This window comes from Streptomyces sp. NRRL S-378, from assembly GCF_000720645.1.
Taxonomy (GTDB): Bacteria; Actinomycetota; Actinomycetes; order Streptomycetales; family Streptomycetaceae; genus Streptomyces.
In genome coordinates, this window is the sequence record NZ_JOBX01000104.1 from 1 (window position 1) to 12342 (window position 12342).

General features: G+C 73.1%; 13 protein-coding genes and 1 pseudogene. 11 read left to right on the plus strand and 3 right to left on the minus strand.

Annotated features, from left to right (window positions below):
• Positions 1–245: 245 nt before the first annotated feature.
• Positions 246–878, minus strand: a complete 633-nt coding sequence (locus IH80_RS0136700; protein WP_030966190.1) for a TIGR03085 family metal-binding protein — start codon at positions 876–878, stop codon at positions 246–248.
• Between the two features lie 92 nt (positions 879–970).
• Here IH80_RS0136700 and hisI point away from each other — a divergent pair, with 92 nt between their 5' ends.
• The 11 genes and pseudogenes from hisI to lgt all read left to right on the plus strand — a co-directional run bounded on the left by hisI (position 971) and on the right by lgt (position 10201).
• Positions 971–1339, plus strand: a complete 369-nt coding sequence (gene hisI, locus IH80_RS0136705) for a phosphoribosyl-AMP cyclohydrolase (RefSeq protein WP_386394767.1) — start codon at positions 971–973, stop codon at positions 1337–1339.
• A 17-nt stretch (positions 1340–1356) separates the two neighbouring features.
• A complete protein-coding gene (locus tag IH80_RS0136710; RefSeq protein WP_030966192.1) occupies positions 1357–2847 on the plus strand; it encodes an anthranilate synthase component I in 1491 nt (496 codons plus the stop codon).
• Between the two features lie 14 nt (positions 2848–2861).
• Complete coding sequence (locus tag IH80_RS0136715; protein ID WP_030966194.1) at positions 2862–3542, plus strand: TIGR02234 family membrane protein; 681 nt, start codon at positions 2862–2864, stop codon at positions 3540–3542.
• 123 nt (positions 3543–3665) lie between these two features.
• On the plus strand, positions 3666–3917 hold the full coding sequence (locus tag IH80_RS0136720) for an HGxxPAAW family protein (protein ID WP_030966195.1): 252 nt from the start codon (positions 3666–3668) through the stop codon (positions 3915–3917).
• A 69-nt stretch (positions 3918–3986) separates the two neighbouring features.
• The gene (locus IH80_RS0136725) at positions 3987–4487 is read left to right on the plus strand and encodes a DUF2752 domain-containing protein (protein ID WP_234432512.1); all 501 of its coding nucleotides are present in this window, start codon (positions 3987–3989) and stop codon (positions 4485–4487) included.
• A 172-nt stretch (positions 4488–4659) separates the two neighbouring features.
• On the plus strand, positions 4660–5469 hold the full coding sequence (gene trpC, locus IH80_RS0136730) for an indole-3-glycerol phosphate synthase TrpC (protein ID WP_030966197.1): 810 nt from the start codon (positions 4660–4662) through the stop codon (positions 5467–5469).
• 7 nt (positions 5470–5476) lie between these two features.
• Positions 5477–5668 carry a tryptophan biosynthesis modulator TrpM gene (gene trpM, locus IH80_RS0136735; RefSeq protein WP_030966199.1) on the plus strand — a complete coding sequence of 64 codons (192 nt, stop codon included), beginning with the start codon at positions 5477–5479 and terminating at the stop codon, positions 5666–5668.
• A 205-nt stretch (positions 5669–5873) separates the two neighbouring features.
• Complete coding sequence (gene trpB, locus IH80_RS0136740; protein ID WP_030966200.1) at positions 5874–7145, plus strand: tryptophan synthase subunit beta; 1272 nt, start codon at positions 5874–5876, stop codon at positions 7143–7145.
• Positions 7142–7969, plus strand: a complete 828-nt coding sequence (trpA, locus tag IH80_RS0136745) for a tryptophan synthase subunit alpha (protein WP_030966201.1) — start codon at positions 7142–7144, stop codon at positions 7967–7969. Before trpB ends, trpA begins: the two co-directional genes overlap by 4 nt.
• A gap of 95 nt (positions 7970–8064) precedes the next feature.
• Positions 8065–8844 (plus strand): annotated as a pseudogene (locus IH80_RS0136750) (thioredoxin domain-containing protein); the annotation flags it as partial.
• 340 nt (positions 8845–9184) lie between these two features.
• The gene (gene lgt, locus IH80_RS0136755; RefSeq protein WP_030966203.1) at positions 9185–10201 is read left to right on the plus strand and encodes a prolipoprotein diacylglyceryl transferase; all 1017 of its coding nucleotides are present in this window, start codon (positions 9185–9187) and stop codon (positions 10199–10201) included.
• 91 nt (positions 10202–10292) lie between these two features.
• Here the strand turns inward: lgt and IH80_RS0136760 are convergent, their stop codons facing one another.
• Positions 10293–11108, minus strand: a complete 816-nt coding sequence (locus IH80_RS0136760) for an HpcH/HpaI aldolase/citrate lyase family protein (protein WP_030966204.1) — start codon at positions 11106–11108, stop codon at positions 10293–10295.
• The coding region (locus IH80_RS0136765; RefSeq protein WP_051810323.1) for a CoA transferase at positions 11105–12342 on the minus strand (1238 nt) is incomplete at its 5' end. The genes IH80_RS0136765 and IH80_RS0136760, both read right to left, overlap by 4 nt.

Here is a 12342-nt window from a genome sequence, read left to right on the forward strand (position 1 = left end):
CCCGCTCCCGCCCCGGGACACCACCCAGCCCCGCCGGCGCTTGAGGCGCGGCCACCGGCCCGCACCCGGAACACGAGCACACCGCCCGGCCAGGGCAAGGGCAACCGCACCGCCCGGCCAGGGCAAGGGCGGCCACCGGCCCGCAGACGGAACACGAGCGCACCGCCCGGCCAGGGCAAGGGCAAGGGCAAGGGCAAGGGCAACCGCACGGCCCGGCCAGGGCAACGGCGGCCCGACCGGCGAGGTCAGAGGCCCAGCTCGGCCGTCGTCAGCTTGGCGACGGCCTCCTTCTCACCCTCCAGCGTCACCGCGGCCGACGCCTGACGGCCGAAGCAGAACAGGGTGAGTTCCCCCGGCTCGCCCGTCACCGTCACCACCGGCGCACCCTTGTGCGCCACCGCCGTCTGCCCGTTCGGACGCCTCAGCACCAGGCCCACCGGCGAGCGGCGCCCCGTCAGCCGGGCCATCCTCTCCAGCCGGGACCACAGCGCGTCCGAGAACACCGGGTCCAGCTCCCGCGGGGACCAGTCCGGCTGGGCCCGGCGGACGTCCTCCGCGTGGACGTAGAACTCCACCGCGTTCGCCGCCTCGTCGATCTGCTTCAGCGCGTACAGCGACATCCGCGGCGGCCCGGTCCGGATCAGCTGGATGAGCTCTTCGTACGGCTTGGCCGTGTACTCGGCCATCGCCGCGTCCAGCCGCCCCTTCAGCACGTTCAGCACCAGGCCGCCCGCCGCGTCCGGCCGCCGCTCCCGTACCACCACGTGTGCGGCCAGCTCACGGCACCTCCAGCCGGTGCACAGCGTGGCGGCCTCCGGACCGGCCGCCTCCAACAGGTCCGCCAGCAGCAGGCGTTCACGCTTCGCATGGGTAGACATGCGCGCCAGCCTACGGCCGGAACGCGACGTACGCCCGCCCATCAGACGGACATGGATCACCGCGCCCATCCGGGCCCGGCACAATGGGCCCCATGAGTACGTCCCCCCGCCCCGGCAACCTCGATCCCGCCATCGCCGCGCGCCTCAAGCGCTCCGCCGACGGCCTGGTACCGGCCATCGCCCAGCAGTACGACACCGGTGAGGTGCTCATGCTCGGGTGGATGGACGACGAGGCCCTGCACCGCACCCTGACCACCGGCCGCTGCACGTACTGGTCCCGCAGCCGCCAGGAGTACTGGGTGAAGGGGGATACGTCCGGCCACTTCCAGCACGTCAAGTCCGTCGCCCTCGACTGCGACGCCGACACCGTGCTCGTCCAGGTCGACCAGGTCGGGGCCGCCTGCCACACCGGATCCCGCACCTGCTTCGACGACGATGTCCTCCTCCGCGCAGCCGACTAGGTAGGGGTCCCACCGCAATGGATCTTGAGACGTTCCGCAAGCTCGCGGCCGACCGCCGCGTCATCCCCGTGAGCCGCAAGCTGCTCGCCGACGGGGACACGCCCGTCGGGCTGTACCGCAAGCTCGCCGCCGAACGCCCCGGCACCTTCCTCCTGGAGTCCGCGGAGAACGGCCGGTCCTGGTCGCGGTACTCCTTCGTGGGGGTCCGCAGCGACGCGACCCTGACCGTGCGGGACGGCCAGGCGCACTGGATCGGTACCCCGCCCGTCGGCGTACCCACCGACGGCGACCCCCTCGACGCCCTGCGCGCCACCGTCGAGGCCCTGCACACCCCCCGCGACCTGGCGGGCGGCATGCCGCCCTTCACCGGCGGCATGGTCGGCTACCTCGGCTACGACATCGTGCGCCGCCTGGAGCGCATCGGCGAGCACGGCAGCGACGACCTCCAGCTGCCCGAGCTGACGATGCTGCTCACCTCCGACCTCGCGGTGCTGGACCACTGGGACGGCACCGTCCAGCTCATCGCCAACGCCATCAACCACAACGACCTCGACTCCGGGGTCGACGAGGCCCACGCGGACGCCGTGGCCCGCCTCGACGCCATGGAGGCGGACCTGGCCCGGCCCGCGCCCTACGTGCCCGCCCCGCTGCCCGCCTCCGAGCTGCCCGAGTTCTCGGCCCTGTGGGGCGGCGAGAAGTACCAGGCGGCCGTCGAGGACATCAAGGAGCGGATCCGGGCCGGCGAGGCCTTCCAGGTGGTGCCCTCGCAGCGGTTCGAGACCTCCTGCGAGGCCTCCGCACTGGACGTCTACCGGGTGCTGCGGGCCACCAACCCGTCCCCGTACATGTACCTCTTCCGCTTCGAGAACGGCTTCGACGTGGTCGGGTCGAGCCCGGAGGCGCTCGTCAAGGTCGAGGACGGGCGGGCCATGGTCCACCCCATTGCCGGCACCCGCCACCGGGGCGCGACCCCGCAGGAGGACAACGACCTCGCCGAGGAGCTGCTGGCCGACCCCAAGGAGCGCGCCGAGCACCTGATGCTCGTCGACCTGGGCCGCAACGACCTCGGCCGGGTCTGCGAGCCGGGATCGGTGGAGGTCGTCGACTTCATGTCGATCGAGCGCTATTCCCACGTCATGCACATCGTCTCCACCGTGACGGGGCGCGTGGCCGAGGGGAAGACCGCCTTCGACGTGCTGACCGCCTGTTTCCCGGCCGGCACCCTCTCCGGGGCGCCCAAGCCGCGCGCCATGCAGATCATCGAGGAGCTGGAGCCCTCCCGCCGAGGCCTCTACGGCGGCTGCGTCGGCTACCTGGACTTCGCCGGGGACTCCGACACGGCCATCGCCATCCGCACGGCGCTGCTGCGCGACGGTACGGCGTACGTACAGGCCGGAGCCGGTGTCGTCGCGGACTCGGTGCCCGAGCTGGAGGACAACGAGTGCCGCAACAAGGCCTCCGCCGTGCTGCGCGCGGTGGCAGCGGCGAACCGCCTGAGCGGCTCCTGAAGGCGTAGGGGATAGTGGGGTACGTGAGTGCCGTACCCCCGCCCCGTTCCGATGCCTCCGCCGAGCCCGAGCCCGAGGCCGCCGAGAGTCGCAGCAGCCGCCGCAGCGTGGCCGCCGCGCTGCTGCTCGGCGCGCTGGGTGCCACCGTCGTCCTGCTCGCCTCCGGCCGGGTCTGGGCCCGGGGCACGGCCGCGATCGGCAGCGACTCGCTCCAGCTGAGCGCCGACGGGCGGGCCGTGACCGGGCTCCCGGCGGCCCTGGCCATCGTCGGCCTGGCCGCGCTGGTCGCCGTCTTCGCCGTACGCGGCAAGGGCCGGCTGCTGGTGTCGGGCCTGCTGGCGCTCAGCGGCCTCGGCGCGGCGCTGTCGGCCCTCTTCGGCTCCGACGGCCGCAGCGCCCTGGACGCGCAGGCCGCCCGTACGACCGCTGACAGCGCCGCGCACGTGGCCGGCCTGACCCAGACCACGTGGCCGTACGTCACGGCCGCCGGGGCGGTCCTGATCCTGGCCGCCGGCCTGCTGGCGCTGCGCTTCGGCCGCGGCTGGCCCTCGATGGGCGGCCGCTACGAGCGTGACGGCAGCCCCCGTCAGCGGGCCGTCGCGGCGGTGGATCCCGACCGGCCGGAAGATCTGTGGAAGGCTCTGGACCGCGGCGAGGACCCGACCACGGACCCGAGCAGCGACCGGAGCCGCTGACCCGGCCCCTGAGCCGACCCCCCTGGACGGCGAAGCCGCCCGGTGCGGGACAATGTCACCGAGCGTCCGGCACAGACCGCACGTTCGACGAAGCAGCGCGACAGAGCAACGAGGAGCAAACTCATGGCGGGCACTAGCCACGGACACACCCCGGCCGCCTGGACCGGTGTCACCATCGCCTTCATCGGTTTCTGCATCTCCGGCGCCTTCATGGTGCTCGCGAACCCCCTCGGCTTCTGGGCCGGCCTGGTCGTCGTCGCGCTCGGCGGTGTCGTCGGCCTGGGGATGAAGGCCGCGGGCATGGGCGCGCCGAAGGCCGCCCACAAGGACCTCGCCGACGTCATCGCCGCGAACAAGGTCCCCGCCAAGGTCTGAGCGCGCCACCTGCGCCGGTCCCTGGAAGAGAGCCGAAAGGCGCGGCCCCGCCGGGCTGCGCCTTTTGTCGTGAGCGGAGAGAATCAGCAGGTGGACGCCTCCAGCACCCCCGACGCCGTGCCCGGTCCGCCGGCCGGACCGGCCGTACCCGCGGTGCCCGCCGAGCGGGCGTCCCGGGCCAGGCGGCTCGCCGCTCCGGCGTTCTACCTGGCCGCGGTGGGCGCGGCCTTCGCGTATGTGGGTGCGGTGGACCCCAATGAGCCGGGCCACTACCCGGTCTGCCCGCTGCTGCGGCTGACGGGCGTCCTGTGCCCGGGCTGCGGCGGGCTGCGCAGTGCGCACGCGTTCGCCCACGGGGACCTGGCAGCTGCTTTCGGGTCGAATGCCCTCGCGGTCGTCGGCTACTTCGTCTTCGCGGGGTTCATGGCCCTGTGGCTGGTTCGCGCCTTCCGTGGCGGGCCGGTCCCGAGGATCGTGCTGCGTCCCGCCCACGCGTGGGCGGTGGGCGCGGCGGTACTGGTTTTCGCCGTTGTCCGAAATCTCTCTTTCGGGTCGGCACTGGCGCCCTGAGTCCCCTGCGCAGCCGCGATGAAGGGCGTATTCCGAATGTCCAGTTACTGGGACGCCGTCAACCGAGTGCGGAGGGCGACGCCTCCGCCGGATACCATTTGATTGCCGACCTTGCAGTGGTACGTGTCTGCAGGGCGGCCGACCGTCATCGACCCGGAAGGGGGCCGCTCGCGTGAGTGTGCTCGACGAGATCATCGAAGGGGTCCGCGAAGACCTTGCCGAACGGCAGGCCCGCGTGAGCCTCGACGAGCTCAAGGAGCGTGCCGCCAAGGCGCCCCAGGCCAAGGACGGCGTCGCGGCCCTGCGCGGCGACGGCGTCAAGGTGATCTGCGAGGTCAAGCGCTCCAGCCCCTCCAAGGGTGCGCTGGCCGCGATCGCGGATCCGGCCGGGCTCGCCGCGGACTACGAGGCGGGCGGTGCGGCGGTCATCTCCGTCCTCACCGAGCAGCGCCGGTTCGGCGGCTCGCTGGCCGACCTGGAGGCCGTCCGCGCCCGCGTGGACATCCCGATCCTGCGCAAGGACTTCATCGTCACGGCGTACCAGCTGTGGGAGGCCCGCGCCTACGGCGCCGACCTCGCGCTGCTGATCGTCGCGGCCCTGGACCAGGAGGCCCTCGTCTCCCTCATCGAGCGGGCCGAGTCCATCGGTCTCACCCCGCTCGTGGAGGTCCACGACGAGGAGGAGGTGGAACGCGCGGTGGCCGCCGGCGCCAAGATCATCGGTGTCAACGCCCGCAACCTCAAGGACCTCAAGGTCGACCGCTCCACCTTCGAGCGCGTCGTCGGCGAGATCCCGCCCCACATCGTCAAGGTCGCCGAGTCCGGCATCCGCGGGCCGCACGACCTGATCGCCTACGCGAACGAGGGCGCCGACGCCGTCCTCGTCGGCGAGTCCCTGGTGACCGGCCGCGACCCGAAGGCGGCCGTGGCCGACCTCGTCGCGGCCGGCGCCCACCCGGCCCTGCGCCACGGACGGAGCTGACCGTCCCATGACCCCTGACCGCCCCTCCGTCCGCACGCGCCGCGTGCCGACGGCGTACGCGCCCCTGGCGCGCGGCTGCCGCCCCCGCGGCTGCCGCGCCCCGGCCCGGCGCGTCCACGGGCGGCGGGTCCGGTACGTGATCGGCTCCGAGCCCGGCCAGGTCAACGGCATGCGATGGCGCCGCGGAGGCGCGCCGTAACGAGGGCTGCCGCGGCCCGGTACGCGAGACGTACCGCGCCGCCAGGCGGTCCCGTACGGCCCGCTGCCCCGGGCCGACCGGCTCCGGGAGCGGGCCGTTCCGCACCGTACGCGCGACATCCCCCAGCGGGGTGTCCGCGCCGCGGGCGGGCGGCGCAATACGGTGAAACCACCCGCCGCATCTCGCACCCGTAGGAGCACTGGACATGTCCAGCGAGTTCTTCATCCCGGACCCGGAGGGTCACGTTCCCAACGCCGAGGGTTACTTCGGCGACTTCGGCGGCAAGTTCATCCCGGAGGCGCTCGTCGCCGCCGTGGACGAGGTCGCCGTCGAGTACGAGAAGGCCAAGGGCGACCCGTCCTTCGCGGCCGAGCTGAACGACCTCATGGTCAACTACACCGGCCGCCCCAGTGCCCTCACCGAGGTGCCCCGCTTCGCCGAGCACGCCGGCGGCGCCCGGATCTTCCTCAAGCGCGAGGACCTCAACCACACCGGCTCGCACAAGATCAACAACGTGCTGGGCCAGGCGCTGCTCACCAAGCGCATGGGCAAGACCCGGGTGATCGCCGAGACCGGCGCCGGCCAGCACGGCGTGGCCACCGCCACCGCCTGCGCCCTCTTCGGCCTCGAATGCGTCATCTACATGGGCGAGATCGACACCCAGCGCCAGGCGCTGAACGTCGCCCGCATGCGCATGCTGGGCGCCGAGGTCATCGCGGTGAAATCCGGCTCGCGGACCCTGAAGGACGCGATCAACGAGGCGTTCCGCGACTGGGTCGCCAACGTGGACCGCACCCACTACCTCTTCGGTACGGTCGCCGGCCCGCACCCCTTCCCCGCGATGGTCCGCGACTTCCACCGCGTCATCGGCGTCGAGGCCCGCCGCCAGATCCTGGAGCGCGCCGGCCGGCTGCCCGACGCGGTCGCGGCCTGCGTCGGCGGCGGATCCAACGCCATCGGCCTCTTCCACGCCTTCATCCCGGACACGGGCGTCCGCCTGGTCGGCTTCGAGCCCGCCGGGCACGGCGTCGAGACCGGCGAGCACGCGGCGACCCTGACCGCGGGCGAGCCCGGCATCCTGCACGGCTCCCGCTCCTACGTCCTCCAGGACGAGGAGGGCCAGATCACCGAGCCGTACTCCATCTCGGCCGGCCTGGACTACCCCGGCATCGGCCCGGAGCACTCCTACCTCAAGGACGTCGGCCGCGGCGAGTACCGTGCCGTCACCGACGACGCCGCCATGCAGGCCCTGCGTCTGCTGTCGCGGACGGAGGGCATCATTCCGGCGATCGAGTCGGCGCACGCCCTCGCAGGCGCCCTGGACCTCGGCAGGGAGCTGGGCAAGGACGGCCTGCTGGTCGTCAACCTGTCGGGCCGCGGCGACAAGGACATGGACACGGCCGCCCGCTACTTCGGCCTGTACGACACCGACGGTGAAGTCGCCGACAACGAGTTCTCCGAGGGGGACGACAAGTGAGCTCCACGCACGGACGCGGCAACATCGAGCTGCTGAGCGCCACCCTCGCCAAGGCGAAGTCCGAGGACCGCGCGGCCCTCGTCGCCTACCTCCCCGCGGGCTTCCCGACCGTCGACGGCGGCATCGAGGCGGTCAAGGCCGTCATCGCCGGTGGCGCGGACGTCGTCGAGATCGGCCTGCCGCACAGCGACCCGGTCCTCGACGGGCCGGTCATCCAGACCGCCGACGACATCGCCCTGCGCGGCGGGGTCAAGATCGCCGACGTGTTCCGCACGGTCCGCGAGGCGCACGAGGCGACCGGCGCCCCGGTCCTGGTGATGACCTACTGGAACCCCATCGACCGCTACGGCGTCGAGCGGTTCACGGCCGAGCTGGCGGCCGCGGGCGGAGCAGGCTGCATCCTGCCCGACCTGCCGGTCCAGGAGTCCGCGCTGTGGCGCGAGCACGCCGAGAAGCACGGGCTGGCGACCGTTTTCGTCGTCGCGCCGAGCAGCAAGGACGAGCGTCTCGCCACCATCACGGCGGCCGGCTCCGGCTTCGTCTACGCCGCCTCGCTGATGGGCGTCACCGGCACCCGCGAGTCGGTCGGCAACCAGGCCCAGGACCTGGTGCGGCGCACCCGTGCCACGACCGCGCTCCCGGTCTGCGTGGGCCTCGGCGTCTCCAACGCCGGCCAGGCCAAGGAAGTGGCCGGCTTCGCCGACGGCGTGATCGTCGGTTCGGCCTTCGTGAAGCTGCTGCTGGACGCGCCGGACCTGCCGGCCGGGCTGGACGCCGTACGGGCGCTGGCGGGCGAGCTTGCGGAAGGCGTACGCAGGAGCTGAGACAAAACGGACGCCTGATCGGGTTCTGTAGTCCGATCGGGTGGAATGGCGAGCAGGGAGGCACGCGAGTGCCTCTCTGCTTCGTTTGGCGGAGCGTGAGCGACAAGAACGACGGTGCGAACCGCGATGCGACGAAACGATCGGCCCGGGAGCGACTCCTCGTGGAGCGCGAGCGGCAGAAGACCCGGGACAAGCGCCGGCGGACCCTCATCGTGGCGGCGGCGGTGGTCGGTGTCCTGGGTCTGGCGACGGTCGTGGGTGTGATCGCGGCCAACGCGGGCAAGGGCGACAAGTCCGACTCGGCCGGCCCGGTCGTCGCCCCCTCCGGCGCCACCGGCAAGGACGCTCTCGCCATCCAGACGGGCAAGCCCGAGGCGAAGGCCACCCTCACGGTGTGGGAGGACTTCCGCTGCCCCGCCTGCAAGTCCTTCGAGGACAACTACCGGGACACCATCCACGAGCTGGAGGCCAAGGGCCTGCTCAAGGTGGACTACCATCTGGTCACGCTCATCGACGGGAACATGGGCGGCAGCGGCTCCCTGAAGGGCGCGAACGCAGCGGCCTGCGCGCAGGACGCCGGCAAGTTCGCCGAGTACCACGACGTCCTCTTCCAGAACCAGCCGCAGGAGGTCGACGACGCCTACGGCAAGAACGCCAAGCTGCTGGAGCTGGCGGCCAAGGTGGACGGTCTGGTCACCCCCGAGTTCAAGGCGTGCGTCGAGAACGGCACGCACAACAGCTGGGTGGGCAAGTCGCACGAGGCCTTCGCCGCCGGGAACTTCCGCGGCACGCCGACCGTGCTGCTCGACGGCAAGGACATCTTCTCCGACCAGGCCAACCCGCTGACCCCCCAGAAGCTCAAGGAGAAGGTGGAGGCCGGCGCCACGGGCTCGGGCGGAGCCGGCGCGAAGGGCTCCGAGAAGGGGACGGGGGAGAAGGACACCGGGAAGAGCGGGGCGAAGGCGTCGGCGTCGGCCTCACCGTCGGCCTCGAGGGCGGCGTCGAAGAGCTCCGCGAACGGCGCCAGGTCCGAAACCGGATCTGGGTCCGGATCCGGGGCAGGGACCGGATCCAGGGCCGGGGCCGGGTCTGGATCCGGGTCCGGGACCGGGTCTTCGGGGGGCTGACTTCCGCCGATCCATGTCTGGATTTGGTTTCGACCCTGCCGGGCGGGTTGCGGTACGCACCGTCCGGCAGGGTAGCGTCAGGTCTGCCATGGACATTGCTTACATCCCCAGTCCGTCGACCGGCGTGATCCATCTCGGACCGATCCCGCTCCGCGGCTACGCGTTCTGCATCATCATCGGCGTCTTCGTCGCCGTCTGGCTCGGCAACAAGCGCTGGATCGCGCGCGGCGGGAAGCCGGGCACGGTTGCGGACATCGCCGTGTGGGCGGTGCCGTTCGGGCTCGTCGGCGGTCGCCTCTACCACGTGATCACCGACTACCAGCTCTACTTCGGCGAGGGCCGCAACTGGGTCGACGCCTTCAAGATCTGGGAGGGCGGCCTCGGCATCTGGGGCGCGATCGCGCTCGGCGCGGTGGGCGCCTGGATCGGCTGCCGGCTCCGCGGCATCCCCCTGCCGGCCTGGGCCGACGCCCTGGCCCCCGGCATCGCGCTGGCCCAGGCCTGCGGACGCTGGGGCAACTGGTTCAACCAGGAGCTCTACGGCCGCGCCACCGACCTGCCCTGGGCGGTGGAGATCAGCGCCGGCCCGAACCGGGACGCCGGGACCTACCACCCGACCTTCCTGTACGAGTCGCTGTGGTGCGTCGGCGTCGCCATCCTGGTGATCTGGGCCGACCGCCGCTTCAAGCTCGGCCACGGTCGGGCCTTCGCCCTGTACGTCGCCGCGTACTGCGTCGGCCGCGGCTGGATCGAGTACATGCGGGTCGACGAGGCGCACCACATCCTGGGCGTGCGGCTGAACGTCTGGACGTCGATCGTCGTCTTCGTGCTCGCGGTGATCTACTTCGTCCTCTCGGCGAAGCTGCGGCCGGGCCGCGAGGAGGTCGTCGAGCCGGATGCCTCCGGCGGTGAGGGCGGCAAGGACGGCAAGGACGGCAAGGCCGCCGTCGGGGCCAAGGACAATGGCAAGGACAAGGCGGCGGTGGAGGCGGCCGACGCCGGTCCGAAGGACTCCGCGCCGGCCCTCGCCCAGGGCGCCGTCACGGCGGCGGACCTGCGCAAGCCGGCCGTGGACGCCGAGGCCCCGGAGGCCGACAAGTCCTGACCGCGGGAGCGGTCGAGAAGGGGGGTGCCGCGCACGACGCGGCACCCCCCTTCTCACGTGGGGCTGGACACCGCGCGGCGAGCGCAAGGGGTCAGTGGGCCGGTACCCGCGCGGCGAGCGCAAGCGTGCGGTGGGCCGACGCCACGACGGCCGGATCCACGAACCGTCCGTCGGGCAGCGCCAGCGCCCCCGGCGCGGCCCGCGCCGCGCTCAGCACCTCCACGGCGGCGGTCACCTCCTCGGGCGCCGGGAGATAGGACCGCTCGATCACCGGAAGCTGGCGCGGGTGGATCGCCGCCCGGCCGAGGAAACCGAGGGACCGGCCGCGGGCGCAGGAGACCGCCAGCGCCTCCAGGTCCCGGATGTCCGGGAACACCGACTGGGCCGGCGGCGCCAGCCCGGCCGCGCGTGCCGCGACCACCACCCGGGAGCGGCACCAGTCCAGGCCCTCCTCCGCGCTGACCGCCAGGTCCGCCCGCAGGTCCGCCTCGCCGAGGGAGAGCCCGTGCAGGGCGGGGTGCGCGCGGGCGATCTCGTACGCGCGCTCCACGCCCAGCGCCGACTCCAGCAGGGCGTAGAGGCCCACCCCGCCCGTGCGGTCCGCGGCCGCGGCGATCTGGTCCGGCGCGCTGATCTTGGGCAGTCGCAGCCCCGCGAGCCCGCGCAGCCCGGCGAGCGCGGCGAGATCCGCACCACCCCACGGGGAGCCCAGGGCGTTGACGCGGACGTGGACCGGGACCGGCGGCCGCTCGGCGAGCAGCTCGACGGTGGCGGCGCGGGCGTACTCCTTGCGGGAGGCCGCCACCGCGTCCTCCAGGTCCACGATCACGGCGTCCGCCCCGCAGCCCAGCGCCTTGGCGACCACCGCCGGGCGGTCGCCGGGCGCGTAGAGCCAGGTGAGGATCACACGGCCCCCTCGGTGCGCAGCGCGGTGATCTCCGCCCCGGTCAGTCCGAGCTCGGCCAGCACCTCCGTCGTGTCCGCGCCGTGCGGGCGGCCCGCCCAGCGGATCCCGCCGGGGGTCTCGGACAGCCGGAAGAGGATGTTCTGCATCCGCAGGGGCCCGAGCTCCGGATCCTCGACCTCGGTCACCGTGTCGAGGGCCGCGAACTGCGGATCCGTCATCACGTCGCGGACGTCGTAGACGGGTGCGACGGCCGCCTCCGCGTCCTCGAAGGCGCAGACGACCTCCTCCGCCTTGTGGCGGGCGACCCAGCCGCCGACCGCGTCGTCGATGACGTCGGCGTGCCGGGCCCGCCCGGCACCGGTGGCGAACCAGGGTTCGGCGATCAGCTCCGGCCGGTCGACCAGCCGCATCACCCGCTCGGCGACGGACTGGGCGGAGGCGGAGACCGCCAGCCAGCGGCCGTCGGCGCTGCGGTAGGTGTTGCGGGGGGCGTTGTTGGCGGAGCGGTTGCCCGTGCGGGGCTGGACGTGGCCCAGCTGGTCGTACCAGAGCGGCTGCGGGCCGAGCACGGTGAGGATCGGCTCGATGATGGCCAGGTCCACGACCTGGCCGTGCCCGGTGCGGTCCCGTCCGGCGAGCGCCGTCATCACGGCGTACGCGCAGGTCAGCGCGGCGATCGAGTCGGCGAGCCCGAAGGGCGGCAGGGTCGGCGGGCCCTCCGGCTCCCCGGTGACCGCGGCGAAGCCGCTCATGGCTTCGGCCAGGGTGCCGAAGCCGGGGCGGTGGGCGTAGGGGCCCTGCTGGCCGAAGGCCGTGACCCGGGCCAGGACCAGGCGCGGGTTGGCGGCGGACAGCTCGGGCCAGCCCAGGCCCCACTTCTCCAGGGTGCCGGGGCGGAAGTTCTCGACGACCACGTCGGCGGTGGCGGCGAGTCGCAGCAGGGTGTCTCTGCCGCCGGGGGTGGACAGGTCGAGGGTGATGGTCCGCTTGTTCCGGCCGAGGAGCTTCCACCACAGGCCGATGCCGTCCTTGGCGGGGCCGTGGCCCCGGGAGGGGTCGGGGACGGCCGGGTGCTCGACCTTGACGACGTCGGCGCCGAAGTCGCCGAGCAGGGTCGCGGCGAGGGGGCCGGCGAAGAGGGTCGCGAGGTCGAGCACCCGCAGTCCGCGGAGGGGGCCCTGGCCCCGCCCTTGCCCTGGCCGGGCGTTGACGGGTGTGGCGGTGGGGGTGGGGG